The following is a 16,971-nucleotide window of genomic DNA, read 5'->3' on the forward strand; positions in this document are numbered from 1 at the left end:
AGACAGGTTTAAAATGGAAAAATATACATTAGAAGCAAAAAGACTAGGTAAAAAATATGGTTCGCGATGGGTTGTAAATAATGTCTCCATGAAAGTTTCAACTGGTGAAATAGTTGGTCTCCTGGGACCTAATGGAGCCGGGAAAACAACATCTTTTTATATGATTGTAGGACTTGTCGCTGCAACACGTGGTAAGGTGCATATGGGGGATGATGATGTAACAAAGATGCCAATTCACCTTAGAGCTAGAAGAGGCTTGGGTTATCTTCCTCAAGAGGCTTCTGTTTTCAGAAAACTAAGTGTTGAAGATAATATTGTTGCTATTTTGGAGACTCGTAAAGAACTTAGTAAAATCCAAATTGAAGAAAAACTAAATCAACTTTTGGATGAGTTTAGTATTCAGCACATACGTAAAAGTTTAGGTATGAGCTTATCTGGAGGAGAGCGAAGAAGAGTTGAAATTGCAAGGGCTCTTGCTATGGATCCTAAGTTTATACTTCTAGATGAACCGTTTGCCGGAGTTGATCCAGTATCTGTAATAGAGATTAAAGAAGTTGTGAGACATCTTAAAGATAGAGGGATAGGTGTGTTAATTACAGACCATAATGTACGAGAGACGCTTGATATTTGTGAGAGAGCATACATTGTTAATGCTGGAAATATGCTCGCTGCTGGTACACCAGAAGAAGTCTTAGCTGATGAAACGGTTAGAAAGGTATACCTTGGAGAAGACTTTAAGCTGTAATAATCACAACTCATAAAAGGAATTAAATTATGCAAATTGATCTGACAAAATCAAAAGTAATTTGTATAGGTAGAAACTATGTTGAACATATTCATGAACTGAATAATGAAGTTCCAGATAGTCCGGTAATATTTATCAAACCTAACTCAAGTATAGCTAAAAATCTTAAATTATCGTCAGCTAGAGAAACACACTATGAGTGTGAGATAGTTTTTGCTTTTGATAATGATTCAAATATAAAAGCGGTAGGTTTAGGTTTAGATTTAACTGATAGGAATGTACAATCAAAGCTTAAATCAAAAGGACTTCCGTGGGAGTTAGCAAAAGCTTTTGATAATAGTGCTGTGATTAGTGACTTTGTTGAAATCAATAATCAGGATGTTGAATTTTTAAACTTCAAAGCATATAAAAATAGCTCTTTAATTCAGCAAGGCAGTTATGATTTAATGATTTATAAACCCCAACAAATTATAGATTTTTTAAAACAAAATGAAATCACTATAGCTGAAAATGATTTGTTGATGACAGGAACACCCAAAGGTGTCGGGGTAGTAAGTATCGGTGATAAATTTAGAATAGAGCTTTTTTGTAAAGATAAAAAAATATTAGAAACAACTTTTGGATAAATGAGATATGTGGGCAATTGTAGGAAGTAGTGGTTTTGAGTCTTTTGATGATTTTGAAATTATAGAAGAACTCTCTCGAGAAACTCCATATGGTTTGTGTTCTAATGGTTTATTTAAAATAAAAATAGAAGATAAGGAAGCATTATTTCTAAATAGAACTGGTTTAGGTCAGAATATATTACCGCATCAAATAAACTACAAAGCGAATATATATGCTTTGAAAAAATATGGTGCTACTTCTATTATTGCATTATCTTCAGTTAGAAGTTTAAGAGAAGAGTTAAAACCTGGAGATATGGTTATTCCATATCAGTTTATTGATAGAACAAAATCTTTACGAGAATTTACGTTTTGTGAACAGGGGTTGCTTAACTATGTATCTCTTTCAAAACCTATAACAGAGAGTATAGCTGAAGAAATTAGAGCAAAGAAACAAGAGTTTGATTTTGATATTCATTTTAAGCAGAGCTACGTTTGTATAGAAGGACCCCAATTTCCTACTATAATTGATGCTAAATGCTTCCAGAGTATGGGAGGTGGTGTCATAGGTATGACGGCTTTTCCAGAGTTTGCTTTAGCAAGAGAAGCGGGGCTTAATTATATTAGCTGTAACTTTATTGTTGACTATGTTCCTTGGTCATATGATGTTAGAAATTTGTATAATGTATTAGAAATAAGGGAAACAAATAATTATAAAGCTGAAAAAATTGTCAAGTGGATGATAAATAACTTGTCATTTTATGCTGAAAATGATTGTCATGAACTGGGTATTGCTCGATATTTATCAACACCTATTGAGTCATTGCCTCCAAATAAGAAAGAGTGGCTAAAAGTTATAGCTAAGGATAACTCTGAGCATGAAGAAGCACTTGAAGCTGAAATTCTTAAAAAGGTTCCAGATCTATATGGAGGTATTAAGACTATACCACCTAAGCTTCAAGACTTACTGACATTTATTAGTAAATTTGATAGGGATGGCAATCGACAAGATATCGAAGCAACTAGAAAGGCAGCGGCATCGCTAGGCTTATATAGTTATCCTAAGGTAGATCTAGAAAGTGTTGAAGATATTGAAATAAAACATGCTGATAATGGTCATAATATCCCTGTTAGAGTATATAATCCTAAAACTGATGAGAAACTTAAAGTAATAATCTTTTCTCATGGTGGAGGGTTTGTATCTGGTACTTTAGACTCATTTGATGCTTTTTGCCGCAAGCTTGCTTTAACTACCAATAGGATTGTTTTTGCTGTTGATTATCGTCTTGCGCCTGAACATAAATTTCCAGCTGGTTTGAATGATGTTGAGTTTATTACAGAATATGTTTATCAACACTCTAAAAAACTTGGTGTATCTCGTAAGAAATTTACTTTAATGGGTGATAGCGCAGGAGCTAATTTGACAGTTTTAGCAACTTATAATCTATTACAAAAAGGTAGTGTTAAAATTGCCAATAATATTATTTTATACCCATCTGTAGATTTATCGCATATGCCTACGAAATCGCTTGAAGACTATTCTAGTGGCTATATTTTAACTAAAGCAAAAACAAAATGGTATTCTGAGTTATACGTGCCTGAAGGTATGGATAAATGCTCTCCTGAAATATCACCGTTTTATATCAAAGAATTAGATAATATGCCGAGAACTTTAGTTATGACAGCAGGCTATGACCCTTTAAAAGATGAGGGCTTATTATTTGCTGAAAGGCTTCTTAGACATGATGTTGAGGTACAACATTATCACTTTGATAGTTTGGTACATGGTTTTATCAATTTCTCAAAACTGATTCCAAAAGAGATGGAAATACTTCATTCTAGAGTTGTTAAATTTCTTGGCTAATTATGAAAAATTATCTACTACAAATTGAATATTTTGGTAAAAACTATTGTGGTTGGCAAAGGCAATCGCATTCACCAAGTGTTCAAGAAGAGCTAGAAAAAGCACTCTCAAAAATTGCAAATCAAAATATCGAAGTTACTTGTGCAGGGCGAACTGATACCGGAGTACATGCGACTTCGCAAGTTGTTAACTTTCATTCAGATGCAGATAGGAATCTTAGTTCTTGGATGAGGGGAACGAATGCTCTTTTACCACAAGATATTAAAATACTAGATATTAAAGAAGTTGAAAATAATTTTAATTCGAGATTTACAGCGATAAATAGAACCTATAATTATATTATCTATAATTCTGCAATTAGCTCTCCAATATTTGCTGAGCATTGTTTGTGGGAGAATAGAGAGTTAAATATAGATAAAATGAATCAAGCCTGTAAATACTTATTAGATGAGCAAGATTTTACATCTTTTAGATCATCTCAATGTCAGTCAAACACACCATTTAGAAATATTCAAAAAGCTGAGTTTATTAAACAGGGAAGTTTTATAGTATTTGAGGTTGTTGGCAATGCTTTTTTGCACCATATGATTAGAAATTTTATAGGCTCCTTACTAAAAGTAGGTTTAGAATTTGAATCTCCAGAATGGATTAAGCTAGTATTAGAAGCTAAGGATAGGACAAAAGCTGCTGAAACAGCTAAAGCACACGGTCTATATTTTGTTGGAGTTGAATATCCTCAGTTTAGTTTTAAACGTCGAGTAATAGAGCTTTTTTGTTAGTCTAATCATTTAGTTTTCTAAGAAAGTCTTTTGTAAGTATTTATTTAATGTTACTTTTATTACTAAAAGCTAATTACAATCAAATTCATTTAGGTTAAAATATCCTTTTAAGAAAATCTTTATTTCTATAAAAATGACAGATATACATAATCATAAGATTTTGATTTTAGATTTTGGTTCGCAATATACTCAACTTATCGCGCGTAGAGTGAGAGAGGTTGGTGTGTTTTGCGAAATATTTCCTCACGACATAGCAGATGATTTTATCAAAGATTATCATGCTAAAGGTATAATTCTTTCTGGTGGTCCTGAGTCTGTATATGATTCAGATGCTAAAGCCCCAGAAATAGTCTTTGAATTAGGTGTTCCTGTTTTGGGTATCTGCTATGGTATGCAGACAATGGTAATGCAGCATGGTGGAGAAGTAAAAGGAGCTGATCAAAGTGAGTTTGGTAAAGCAATCATTAATATCTTAAAATCATCAGAAAATATATTTTCAAATCTTAAAACAGAACAGTCTGTATGGATGAGTCATAGCGATAAAGTTACTCAAACTGGCGAACATTTTGAGGTAATAGCATCATCAGCTAATGCTCCTGTTGCAGCTGTTGCTCACAAGAGTAAACCTTTTTATGGAGTACAGTTTCATCCAGAAACCACTCATACAGAGAATGGTAAACAGATTATAGAAAATTTTGCCTTAAATATCTGTAAATGTGATGCTCTTTGGAATATCGAAAATATTATTGAAAACGATATCAAAGAAATAAAAAAACAGGTTGGAAATGATAGAGTGATTTTAGGCTTATCAGGTGGTGTTGACTCATCTGTGGTAGCAGCAATATTACATGAAGCTATTGGCGATCAACTTACCTGTATATTTGTAGATACTGGACTACTTCGTCTTAATGAAGGCGACCAAGTGATGGAAGTATTTGCAGAGCATATGGATATTAATGTTATTCGTGTAAATGCTAAAAATAGATTTTTAGACGCTCTAAAGGGGATTGGTGATCCTGAAGAAAAGCGTAAAATCATAGGTAAGCTTTTTGTTGATATTTTTGATGAAGAAGCAGCTAAAATCGAAAATGCGAAATGGCTTGCTCAAGGCACGATCTATAGTGATGTAATTGAGTCAGCTGGTAATAGCCAGTCTAAAGCTCATGTTATCAAATCTCATCATAACGTTGGTGGTTTGCCAAAAGAGATGAAGCTTAAGCTATTAGAACCTCTAAGAGAGTTATTCAAAGATGAGGTGCGTAAATTAGGACTAGGCTTAGGCTTACCGTATAATATGCTTTATAGACATCCGTTCCCAGGTCCAGGTCTTGGTGTGCGTATATTAGGTGAAATTAAGAAAGAGTATGTTGAAACTCTACAAAAAGCAGATGCTATCTTTACTGAAGAGCTCTATAAGCATAATTTGTATCATGATATTTCTCAGGCCTTCGGGGTTTTCTTACCAGTTAAGTCAGTTGGGGTTGTTGGGGATCAGCGTAGATATGAATATGTTATAGCATTAAGAGCTGTGGTTAGTATTGATTTTATGACTGCAACATGGGCAAATTTGCCTTATGACTTCTTATCTATAGTTTCAAATAGAATTGTAAATGAAGTTAAACAAGTATCACGAGTCGTTTATGATGTAACAGGTAAACCACCTGGAACAATTGAGTGGGAGTAACCACTAGCTGACGAAATGTTTAATTTATTAAAGTATATATTCTTTAGAATTGTACTTTTGGGTTAGATGAAGATTTTATACTATGTCGAAATATACTATTTTAGATAAGATAAATACCCCTACAGATCTTAAGCTTGTACCTGAGGGACAACTTAAAGAACTAGCATCTGAGTTAAGAACTTTTTTGGTAGATACATTGGATGTAAGTGGTGGACATTTTGCAAGTAGTCTTGGTGCTACAGAGCTTACAGTAGCGCTACACTATGTTTTTAATACACCTTACGATAATATTGTATGGGATGTTGGACATCAAACATATATTCATAAAATCTTGACAGGTAGAAAAGATAAGCTTATTACTATCAAAAAAGATGGTGGAATTTCAGGTTTCCCAAAGCGATCTGAAAGTGAATATGACACTTTTGGAGTAGGGCACTCAAGTACATCGATAAGTGCAGCACTTGGCATGGCTATTGCAGATAGACTACAAGGTAAACACTCTAGCTCAATTGCTGTTATTGGAGATGGTGCTATAACTGGAGGTATGGCATTTGAGGCACTTAATCATGCTGGGGGAATTAAAGAGGACATTTTAGTTATTCTCAATGACAACGAAATGTCAATTTCTGATAATGTTGGTGGTCTTTCTGCTCATTTTAGCAAGATTATTTCAGGTGGCTTTTATAACTCTATTCGTGAAAAAGGTAAGGAAGTTCTTAAAAATATTCCACCGATGTTTGAGTTTGTGAAAAAGATAGAAACACAGACTAAAGGAATGTTTGTCCCTGCAAATTTTTTTGAAGATTTAGGTTTTTATTATGTAGGACCAATAGATGGCCATAATGTTACAGAGCTAGTAAAGACTTTAAAAATTTTAAAAGATCACAAGGGTCCGAAACTTTTACATGTAATTACTAAAAAAGGCAAAGGTTATACTAGAGCAGAGTCTGATCCAATTAAGTTTCATCATGTTGCACCAAGTTTTCACAGTGGAGATGCTCAATCAAAAGCTTCTAAGCCAACTTACTCAAATATATTTGGTAACTGGATTTGTCAAAAAGCAGCTAAAGATGAGCGCTTAGTAGGTGTAACTCCAGCTATGAAGGAAGGCTCTGATTTAATTAGATTTTCAGAACAATATTCAAATAGATACTTTGATGTAGCAATTGCTGAGCAGCATGCAGTAACTTTTGCAGGTGGTTTAGCCTGTCAAGGACTTAAGCCTGTAGTTGCTATTTACTCAACATTTCTACAAAGAGCTTATGATCAGGTTATACATGATATAGCATTACAAGATTTAGATGTCTTATATGCTGTTGATAGAGCTGGTCTGGTTGGAGCAGATGGAGCAACTCATGATGGTAGTTTTGATATATCATTTATGCGTTGTATTCCAAATCATGTAATTATGACTCCAAGTGATGAAAACGAGACATATCATATGCTTGAACTTGGATATGAATACAAGGGACCTGCAATGGTACGCTATCCTCGTGGAGCAGGTATCGGAGCTGAAATTACTGATAATCTTGATATAGAATTAGGCAAAGCAAAGCTTATTAAGAAAGGTTCTAGAGCCGCAATTTTAAATTTTGGAACTTTATTACCTCTTGCTAACCAGATAGCAGATAAGTATGATATTACTGTAGTTGATATGAGATTTGTAAAACCTCTTGATGAACAGCTGATTGATGAAATATGTCAAAACCATAATATTATATTTACACTTGAGGAGAGTTCAATAGCAGGAGGAGCGGGTTCTGCGGTTAATGAGTATATACTTGCTAGCGATCTAAGTAAAAATACAATTGTCAGAAACTTTGGTCTCAAGGATGAGTTTTTAACTCATGGTACAAAAGATCTTCTGCTAGATTATTCAAATCTTTCTTTTAGCAAAATATCAGAAGTCTTAGAAAAACTTTTAAGTCACAAAGGATAATTATTTGTCTAAATTCTACTTATTATTAATAATGCTATAGATAGTATTTTGTTGGTTACTATTTTATAATTTCAAATATATTATTTTTAGAAACGCTTATCTAATGAAGAAATTAATTTTACTTATTTTTGTAATAGTTTTATTAGCATTGTCATACTATTATTTTATCTATCAAAACTATAATAATTGGCCTATTGTTAACCAAAATCCACAAGGCGAGACTATTGTTGCTTTTGGTGATAGCTTAACAGCTGGATATGGTGTAGATAAATATGATAATTACCCATCTCAATTATCAAGGATGATTGGTGAACCTGTAATAAATATGGGAGTATCTGGTGAAACAACAGGTCAAGCACTATTAAGAATTGAAGATGTTGTGCAAGCTAACCCTAAGATAGTAATGGTGTCATTGGGAGCTAATGATTTAAGAAAAAGAATTCCTGCAAAAGAAGCGTTTGCAAACTTAAAGCGTATAGTGAATATACTACAAGCAAACGGAGCGTTAGTTATTATCGGAGGTCTAGATATACCATATTATAAAAATGATTATGCTGAAGACTATATTAACTTTGCTAAGAGCTATGGATGTTTATTAGTTCCTAATGTTTTAGAAGGTGTAATTGGGAATAAAGATTTAATGGTTGATGCTGTACATCCAAATGCAAAAGGATACAGGATTATGGCAAATCAGTTCTATAATGTTATAAAAGAATATGTAGATTAATTGTTAAAAAAATTAGATACCTTTGTTAAGGTTAGAAATACCTTCTTTTTGATAAACGTGATAGACATCTAAACCAAGCTTTCTTCTAATATATGGTAAAGAAAAATAACCACGGATATATTTTTCACCATTTTCATTTTTATCATACACTACGATATGATGATAGTCTGAGTTAATTAATGTGTTTAGGATATGGCCAATTTTAGTACTTTTTATAATTGAATAAGATACTGTGTTTACTTTGGCAATAGGTAACATAATATCATGTGCAACTAAATCAGCTGGTTTTGTACCAGAACTTCTAGCTCTTTCTTGAAGGGCTTGGCTCTCTATATAATGAAGAGCAATTGTTCCCACAACTTTATCTTCAGCACTAATTACCAGTGCAAAATCTTTATGATTATCAATAATTTTTGTTTTTACATCCTTTAGGTTAAGATCTGCTCTAACTGTTAAAGCATCATGATCTTTATAGTCTCTAAAGACATCTAAAGCAGAGCTTTCTAAGTAAAGAAGGTGACTAGCATCATCTCTAAGATAATTTATTGATTTAGTATCACTGAAATGAGAAAGTTCTATTTGTTTGAAATCTTTTAAATCCACTATTTTCTCCATATATTAATGTCGATTCTATTATTAGATTTTAGACAAAACATTTACCTTTTTCAAAGTTTATCACTCAACATTTTACTATATTGGTATAATTTAATTTTTATATTAGTTACAACCGCAAAAATATGCTGTATATAATCCAAAGTCAAATTGAGAGCAATAAAATGTTATAATAAAAATTAAATCTTATTAGAACACTATAATATGATAGAAACTGACAGAATAATATCAGCAAATACAGCACAAAATAAAGATGAAAACTTCATTGATAGAGCTATAAGACCAAAAACTTTAGCTGAATATGAAGGTCAGCCTGCAGTACGCGAGCAAATGGAGATTTTCATTCAAGCTGCAAAATCTCGAAAGGATGCGCTTGATCATACTCTTATATTTGGGCCCCCAGGTTTAGGTAAAACAACATTATCAAATATTATTGCCAATGAAATGGAAGTGGAACTTAAGCAAACAAGTGGTCCAGTTTTAGAAAAAGCTGGAGATTTGGCAGCACTTTTGACTAACTTAGAAGAGAACGATGTATTATTTATCGATGAAATACATCGCTTAAGTCCTGTTATTGAAGAAATATTATATCCAGCTATGGAAGATTATCAGCTTGATATTATGATTGGTGAAGGTCCCGCAGCAAGATCAATCAAGATTGATTTACCTCCATTTACATTAGTAGGAGCTACAACTAGAGCAGGGCTTCTGACTTCACCCTTGAGAGATAGGTTCGGTATAATTCAAAGGCTAGAGTTTTACTCAGTTGACGATTTAGCTAAGATAGTTTATCGTTCGGCTAAGCTTTTAGATCTAGATATTACAGACGATGGTGCTAATGAAATTGCTAAACGTTCAAGAGGTACACCAAGAATAGCAAATAGATTACTACGTAGAGTTAGAGATTATGCTCAAGTTAAAGCTTCTGGAGTTATATCTTATGATATTGCTGATAAAGCTCTTACAATGCTAAAAGTTGATCCTGTAGGATTTGATCATATGGATCATAAATATCTACTTACATTAATGGAAAAATTTGGTGGTGGTCCAGTAGGATTAGATACGATGGCAGCTGCACTTAGTGAAGAAAAGGGAACTATTGAAGATGTCATAGAGCCATATTTAATCCAGCAAGGATATATAATGCGTACAGCAAGAGGGCGTATTGCTACTTTGCTAGCATACAATCATTTTAAATTAAAAATACCAGATAGTTTATCATCAGATCAACAACAGAATTTATCTCTTTAATTCAGAACTTATTCTTTAACAAGAAGCTTTAAGCTTATCTAAATTATTTGATTTAATTACACTATTTAATCTATTTTGATATTCATCTCCCTCTAACGCAGAGTATTCTGTCAGAGTATTAATGAGTTGAGAAGTATCGCCATTAGCTTGTCTTACTTGTCTAAATTTAGCAAACTTTTCTCCAGTATTTAATCTAAAGTAGTATCCAAGAATACTATCTCCAACATCTTTAAAAGTTTCTACTTGGACATCTGAATCTTTAGCTTTGACACCACAGTTTTCTTCAAAACAATGTAATCCAAAGTAATTATTATAGTCAACTGCAAATCTAGATGTTCCCCAGCCAGTTTCAAGGATTGCTTGAGCAATTACTAGACTTTTAGGTGCTATATTAACTTTTGTAACTAAAGCATTAACTTGCTCTTGTAACGTCTTAGCATTCCATATTTTATAGAAGGAAGTATATTTTTTAATTTTTGTTTTTTGATTTTCATCTAAATCTTCTTTACTATTAAGAATTTCTTGTAGTTTCATAATAGTTTTTCTTTGTTTACATAACTCTTGATTAGCTTCATCTATTTCTTTTGACATAAATTCTATAAAGACTTTTTTCTTTTCAGATACATCTTTAATATCTCTAAAGTCAGGTTTATAAGTTCCTGCCGGTATTGGAGGAGTTTCCAAATGATATTTATCAGAACTTGCAAAACTTATATTTATGAAAAATATAGTTAAAACAAAAAAATACTTGCCTAAATTGATTGTATTCATAATTTATATTATCTAAGATTAATTTTATTTGAATACAATTGTAACAATATATATAGAGTATTAGTATATTTATATTTTATAAGAATTTAATCCTCATAAATTAATATGTCTCCTGGTTGGCAACCTAGATACTTACAAATTGCTTCTAGAGTAGAAAATCTAATAGCTTTTGCTTTTTCGTTTTTTAATATTGATAAGTTTTGCTCTGTAATTCCAATAGCTTTTGCTAAATCTTTAGATTTAATTTGTTTATCAAGCATTATTCTTGCTAAGTCAATTCTTATAGACATCTAAATATCCTTAAATTGTTAAATCATTTTCTTCAGCAAGTTCATGAGCTTTTTGCATAACTTTTGATATTGTTATAATCACTCCCCCACATAATAATGCTAGAATTTCGTTAGTACCAATTGATACACTTACGAAACGTTCACCTACAGGATTATGATAACTTAGAGTCAATGATATTAAAGGCTCAAAAATGATTTGAGCAAAAAAATAATATACCAACCCCCATCCTAATCTTTTGTATATCAAAACTACTCTAGAAGAAAAAACCTCAAGCTTTTCATAACACGTAAATAATTTGACTAAAAGAGCGATTATATAAAGTATTACTGAAACTGGTATCAAGCTAACTAAAAGTCCTATAATTCTAGTATCTAAAGCTATTGGTTGTGACATTTGATCGATATAATGCTGCGCAGTATCTGTGACATTAGGTATATATTCACTTTGTGCAAAAGCCCAAAATGATACAACAGATATTACTATCAATATAAATACTATTCTAAAAATATTTTTATAGAACTTACTAATTTTTTCTAAGTTTTGCATGACTTTATCTCCATATTTAGATTTTGATATCTATTTTAGATTAAAATTATCGTTTATCAATAATTATTTATTGTAAAACAGTAACCATTTTGTAAAAATATTTTAAAAATAGAGAGGAATATAATATATGCTTAGAAAAATTTTATTAATATTTAGCTTTTGTTTATTTATGAATTTATCAGTTGCTAATAAGTTACAAAATAATCTGAAAGAATATAATTACAAAGCACTGAAATTAGAAAATAAAAAAGAGTTTGAAGCACCATATATACTTGCAAAGGTAAACGATAGACCTGCTTATGTGATTTTTGACTCAGGATCAAAAGGAATAAGTATTTTTAATCACTCAGTTGATCAATTAAAGCTTAATCAAGAGAGTGGTTCTGAATATTCATCAAATATGGTAGGACAAAAATCTAGGATTCAAAATGTAATATTAAAAAAAATACAAATAGGAAATGTTTTACTTAAAAATGTCAAAGCTAATATAACCAATCAACCTAAAGAAAAGTTGTATCCAGTAATTGTCATTGGTACAGATTTCTTAGCAAGATATGATGCAATTTTTGATTTTTCAGCAAATTTGATATATCTAAGCAAAAATAACTTAACCGCTAAACAACACCATGAAATAGGAAAGGTATTAGATGAAGAAAGTTATTTATTAATTAACTTAACTAAATTATTATCTCAGCATCAGACAATTGCCATATCAATAGATAGTAATCAACCGGTTAATTGTTTACTTGATACCGGAACTTCTAATTTTACAATTTCAGATAAATATCTGCAGAGCATAGACTTAGCACCAACTAAGCCCAAGAAAACAATTAAGGCAACAGATGGAACATTAACAGTCAGTGATATTAAAATTAAGAAGCTAGTGCTAAACCCTTTAAATCTATTTTTCCAAGATAAAGTTCAAATGGTTAATCTAGAAGCAACAGCTGCAAATATTAAGATTATGAGTAAATTTTTAGGAGTTGTATGCATTTTAGGATATCAGGAGCTAAAGGCAGAAAAAGTAATATATGATTTTTCTGCAAGTAGAATTTATGTCAAGAAATAAGAACTGATGGATATATCAATTAGTTAGGAATAACTTTGCTTAAATTTTCGAACATAGTCGCTTGAAGAGCTACATAAACTTGTTCTTCGAAAGCAGCATCGACAGTTTGGTCTTTAGCTATTTGGCTAGCTATCTGTTTTGTAGCTGCAACCATTGCTTTAGCTACAGGGTTATTACTGTTTTGTGCAGCAGTAAAGTTACAAGCATTTTCTCCAAATAGTATACCATCAGCATCACTTACTTGCTTGTAGATACCGTTTTCAGCGATAGCATTAGCTACTGGAGCAGCAACAGCACTTGCAGGTCTTAACATTAAAGTATGATCTTTAACGTAAATAACACCTTCAGAGCCTATAGCAACAGCAATAGCATTGACAGCAGCTTTAACAGCCCAGTTATTTCCAAGTTTATCTAAATCATATACTTTAATATCACCAACATTTATGATATCAAGGAATTGAGTAAGAATAGATTCTACTGCTTTTTCATCAGATAAGTCTTTTAATACGTTTCTAGCTGTAGCTACATTGCTGTTAGCTCTAACTTCAAGTAAATCAGCTTCACATATTGATTGAGCAGTTCTAGGAGAAGCTATTTTCTCTTGAATACCACTTTCTAAGTCGCCCAATGTAGTCACTGTATATGCAAGAGTGTTTACATTAGCATAAGTAGTAATTGCCTTATCATTATTACCACCTTGGATCAGCTGAATAGCTTGAATAGTTAAGTAGTTAGTTATATCGTTAAATTCTATAGCTGTTTGAGCATCTTTGCTATTTATATTATATTGACCATTCCAAAGAGCAACCCTTGCGCTCCAGAATTTATCTATGTTATTTCTATAACCGATATAATCAAGAGCGGTAGCTGAATTCCATGCAGCTGTTAGCTCAGATGAAACTGGTTTAGCAATATCATTATAGTATACTGTAGGACCATTTACAGTTATATTTTGGATAATATTGAATTGAGCAATCTTTTCTTCTGCATAAGCTTTATCGCCTTTTTCAATGCCTTTTAAGATATCAATTTTAGTGTTTATGGCTTTTAACTCAGCTTTCTTTTGAGCTATTTTACGATCATAATTTAATTGTTTAACTTTTTTACCGATTCCTGAAACATTATTTCTTTTTTCAGTCCATCTTTCGATAGTTTCATTAATTTCATCTCTTTCAGCTCTATATTTTTCAAGACCTTGAGCAGCAGAAGCTTCGTCTTTCATATACATATCTTTAGGCTTAACAGAATTAGGTATTTTAACTTTACCATTGTTAGTCAATACTAGACCTCTAGCTATTTTTTCACCGTTTGTTTGGATATCGCCAGCGTCTGCAGCTATGCTTTTAACAGCATAAATTGGTGAATTAGGATCAGTATCCGCAGCTGTTTCAACTTTATTTGAATAATCAACGATAGAGTTGTTTACAATGTTAGCATTTAAATCATCTGCATAAACAGAAGTAGCTGCAATTGAACCTAAAAGAGCAATAGTGATAGTTTTTTTCATTCTAATCTCCATGATTAATAAAATATTAAATTAGTGTTACTAAAGTATTTAAAATACACGACCATTATATTTAATATTTATTGTATGTCAATATTAAAATTAAAATAATATTTAAAGTATTTATTTTTTATTAATATTTGCTTTGTATTTATATGAACTTTGTATCTAAAACATTTAGGAGTAATGATTTTATAAATAAATATAAAATTAATGTATGGTGTGGTTATTGAACAATATTAAGTGTATTGAGAACGAAGATGAGTATTTATTTATTAATAGAATATTTATATAAACTTTTATACCATAAAAATATAATTCCAGCAGCTAGCAATTTACAAAGACAAGGTAGAACACAGTATATAAACCTAAGAGATATTTCAAGATTTTCAGTATTAGATGAAAATGAGGAGTTAATAAGAGGAAATGTTATAATTGTTGCAATAGCATAACTAAATTTAGTTATAAATGCTAGCATAGCATAATAACCGTTACCAAGTTCTTTTCTCTCTGGATAGCTATCTATCCATTTAGCTAGAAGTATATTTGGAAGAATTAATTCAGTTGCAAGTCCAGCTCCAGAAATAAAACATATCAACGTAAAGAGTATATAATCGCCATCAGATAGAGCAAATACAAAAGAAAATATATTTGCATAGAATAAAAGAGCATAACCCCATGTTTTAATAATTCCAAATTTAAGAGAGATTTTTTTCATTATAGGAATGAAAAATATTGCCCCAAAAAAATACGTAAAAATATATAGTCCAGTTAAGTCTGGTGTTTTGAGAATATATTTACTAAAGAATATGATAGTAACTGCAGGTAAAGTTGATCCTACAGCACTAATTGTATATCCGACAAATAAAAATATACCATCTTTGTCAAAGTGATCAATGTAATTCTTAATGTTGAAACTATAAATTGTATGTTTAGATTTATTATCTAGATTAACTCTATTAATCCATTTAAAGAAAAATATGGTAGCTACTAAGATTAGTATTATTGCAATAATAGCATATAAAAAATAGCTTCTTCCATGCGGCATTAAGGTAAGTAAAACAGATAGTAATACCGAAGCGATTAATACACCTAGTATATTAGAAATTTCACGGGCAGAAATCACTAAAGATTTACTATTGTCATCTTTTAACCAAAGAGCCCCTTTTGTAGTTGAAAATATTGTAATATAGCTAAAAGCAAGCGTAGATAAAAAAATTCCAACAGAAAGATTAAGTAAAATATTTGAAAATATTGGTACGCATATAACGTATACTCCAACTATAAATATAGCAACTACAGCTACCAAACTAATTTTACTTAGATAGTGAAATCTATCACAGTACCAACCAATTAAGGGATCGAATATAGCATCTAATGCTCTTAGTATGAATAAAACTATACTTAGTATAGTTAAGTTTATTCCAAAATTGGTATGGTAGTATTCAGGTATAAATATATATATAGGAATACTAGCAAAGGCTACAGGGAAAGCTATAAATGCATAGTTAAAAATATCTGACTTTTTAATATTCATATAAATGATAAATTATTATACTAATACTATAATACCATTTACCTAAATGCATTTTGATTTAAATTTTATTACCAGTTAATTTTTTTATTTGGAACCCATTTATCTAACAGGCTTTTATATTTTTTCTCTAAAATCTCTTTGGGTGGTAGTTCAGGCAGTTTCGAATATAAATCAGCTTTCTGGAAAGCTTTTAATAGAGGTAGTAATAGCCAATCTTTTTCATTAGCAAGTTCTTGATAAGCATGTCCTCTAGTTTGAGGAGTGTGCCATGGATAAAATGAGTGATATCGTAGAAGATATAATCCTTCATACGGTATATCACTACCTTGCTCGAAAACTTTATAAATATATTCATCATGGCCAAAACTCATATCAACATTATCAAAGCCACATTTTTTCTTATATTTTCCATAATGAGTTTCAGATTCGGTATTATAGTTATTATAATCTTTAGAGTCCTTGACAAACTCCCTATGAGAAAAAACATTAGCAGAAGCAAAAGGGCAAGCAATAGGATATGTATCACCAACAGTTGACCATTGAGGTAATTGACCATATTCTGGTAATGTCATAATTTTGCCTAAATCATGCACAAAACCAACTAGAGGGAACCAAGACCAGTCTTTAATATGGGTATACAGATTTCCTAGACTTTGTTTTTCAATATAAAAATCTTGCCAAATTTTAGGAATACTTTGCCACTCGTGATCTCTAAATAGTGATCTAATTAAAGCATTTTCTCTAAGTTCAGTATCACTTTTTAAGAACTTATTTTGGCAAGCTTCTGCTGTTTGATAGGCATGTTCAATTTGTGGAAGATCGTTGTCTGGATCACTTTCATCATGAACGTTTTCTAAAAGCTTAAATACTTCGTAAACATCCATTTTTCCCAAATCAAGTTTGAAGTATTTATCCTTCATTTGAGTAACATATTCAAGATTTTGATTGATATGCATATCTTTATATGTTCTTTCTACACGATCTTGGAATTTACTATCTGTATAGTTACGAAATTCGCCAAATGTATTTTCTACTGTTTGAGACATA

At 31.4% G+C, this 16,971-nt stretch carries 16 protein-coding genes; 9 read left to right on the forward strand and 7 right to left on the reverse strand.

The features are described 5' to 3' along the window. Window positions 1-13 precede the first annotated feature (13 nt). From lptB to FQ699_RS04775, 7 genes are all read left to right on the forward strand, one after another. A complete protein-coding gene (lptB, locus tag FQ699_RS04745) occupies window positions 14-745 on the forward strand; it encodes an LPS export ABC transporter ATP-binding protein (RefSeq protein ID WP_146421340.1) in 732 nt (243 codons plus the stop codon). A 29-nt stretch (window positions 746-774) separates the two neighbouring features. After that, a complete protein-coding gene (locus tag FQ699_RS04750; RefSeq protein ID WP_146421341.1) occupies window positions 775-1,371 on the forward strand; it encodes a fumarylacetoacetate hydrolase family protein in 597 nt (198 codons plus the stop codon). Between the two features lie 7 nt (window positions 1,372-1,378). Further along, window positions 1,379-3,214, forward strand: a complete 1,836-nt coding sequence (locus tag FQ699_RS04755) for an alpha/beta hydrolase fold domain-containing protein (RefSeq protein WP_146421342.1) — start codon at window positions 1,379-1,381, stop codon at window positions 3,212-3,214. A 2-nt stretch (window positions 3,215-3,216) separates the two neighbouring features. Then, window positions 3,217-3,993, forward strand: a complete 777-nt coding sequence (truA, locus tag FQ699_RS04760; protein WP_146421343.1) for a tRNA pseudouridine(38-40) synthase TruA — start codon at window positions 3,217-3,219, stop codon at window positions 3,991-3,993. Between the two features lie 133 nt (window positions 3,994-4,126). Continuing rightward, entirely contained in the window at window positions 4,127-5,677 is a 1,551-nt protein-coding gene (gene guaA, locus FQ699_RS04765) for a glutamine-hydrolyzing GMP synthase (RefSeq protein ID WP_146421344.1), read from the forward strand. Between the two features lie 82 nt (window positions 5,678-5,759). After that, complete coding sequence (gene dxs, locus FQ699_RS04770; RefSeq protein WP_146421345.1) at window positions 5,760-7,616, forward strand: 1-deoxy-D-xylulose-5-phosphate synthase; 1,857 nt, start codon at window positions 5,760-5,762, stop codon at window positions 7,614-7,616. A 103-nt stretch (window positions 7,617-7,719) separates the two neighbouring features. Beyond that, window positions 7,720-8,343: an arylesterase gene (locus FQ699_RS04775; RefSeq protein WP_146421346.1), complete on the forward strand. Its 624-nt coding sequence runs from the start codon at window positions 7,720-7,722 to the stop codon at window positions 8,341-8,343. Window positions 8,344-8,355: 12 nt separating this feature from the next. Here FQ699_RS04775 and FQ699_RS04780 read toward each other — a convergent pair whose 3' ends face one another. Further along, window positions 8,356-8,946 (reverse strand): CBS domain-containing protein, encoded by a 591-nt coding sequence (locus tag FQ699_RS04780; RefSeq protein ID WP_179951665.1) that lies wholly within the window; start codon window positions 8,944-8,946, stop codon window positions 8,356-8,358. Window positions 8,947-9,159: 213 nt separating this feature from the next. Between FQ699_RS04780 and ruvB the strand changes: the two genes are divergently transcribed. Further along, window positions 9,160-10,206 (forward strand): Holliday junction branch migration DNA helicase RuvB, encoded by a 1,047-nt coding sequence (gene ruvB, locus FQ699_RS04785; protein WP_146421348.1) that lies wholly within the window; start codon window positions 9,160-9,162, stop codon window positions 10,204-10,206. 15 nt (window positions 10,207-10,221) lie between these two features. On the opposite strand, the gene FQ699_RS04790 is transcribed toward ruvB, so the two are convergent. The 3 genes from FQ699_RS04790 to FQ699_RS04800 all read right to left on the reverse strand — a co-directional run bounded on the left by FQ699_RS04790 (window position 10,222) and on the right by FQ699_RS04800 (window position 11,814). Next, a complete protein-coding gene (locus tag FQ699_RS04790; RefSeq protein WP_224728097.1) occupies window positions 10,222-10,977 on the reverse strand; it encodes a glucosaminidase domain-containing protein in 756 nt (251 codons plus the stop codon). A gap of 86 nt (window positions 10,978-11,063) precedes the next feature. Next, a complete protein-coding gene (locus tag FQ699_RS04795) occupies window positions 11,064-11,267 on the reverse strand; it encodes a helix-turn-helix domain-containing protein (protein WP_146421349.1) in 204 nt (67 codons plus the stop codon). A gap of 10 nt (window positions 11,268-11,277) precedes the next feature. After that, entirely contained in the window at window positions 11,278-11,814 is a 537-nt protein-coding gene (locus FQ699_RS04800) for a DUF2975 domain-containing protein (RefSeq protein WP_146421350.1), read from the reverse strand. A gap of 127 nt (window positions 11,815-11,941) precedes the next feature. Here FQ699_RS04800 and FQ699_RS04805 point away from each other — a divergent pair, with 127 nt between their 5' ends. Next, a complete protein-coding gene (locus tag FQ699_RS04805) occupies window positions 11,942-12,883 on the forward strand; it encodes a retroviral-like aspartic protease family protein (protein WP_146421351.1) in 942 nt (313 codons plus the stop codon). 19 nt (window positions 12,884-12,902) lie between these two features. Here FQ699_RS04805 and FQ699_RS04810 read toward each other — a convergent pair whose 3' ends face one another. From FQ699_RS04810 to FQ699_RS04820, 3 genes are all read right to left on the reverse strand, one after another. Then, window positions 12,903-14,390 (reverse strand): coiled-coil domain-containing protein, encoded by a 1,488-nt coding sequence (locus FQ699_RS04810; RefSeq protein ID WP_146421352.1) that lies wholly within the window; start codon window positions 14,388-14,390, stop codon window positions 12,903-12,905. Window positions 14,391-14,655: 265 nt separating this feature from the next. Beyond that, window positions 14,656-15,924 (reverse strand): MFS transporter, encoded by a 1,269-nt coding sequence (locus FQ699_RS04815; protein WP_179951666.1) that lies wholly within the window; start codon window positions 15,922-15,924, stop codon window positions 14,656-14,658. Between the two features lie 68 nt (window positions 15,925-15,992). Continuing rightward, on the reverse strand, window positions 15,993-16,970 hold the full coding sequence (locus FQ699_RS04820) for an inositol oxygenase family protein (protein ID WP_146421353.1): 978 nt from the start codon (window positions 16,968-16,970) through the stop codon (window positions 15,993-15,995). Window position 16,971: the final 1 nt, after the last annotated feature.

Source organism: Francisella salimarina, assembly GCF_007923265.1.
GTDB lineage: Bacteria > Pseudomonadota > Gammaproteobacteria > Francisellales > Francisellaceae > Francisella > Francisella salimarina.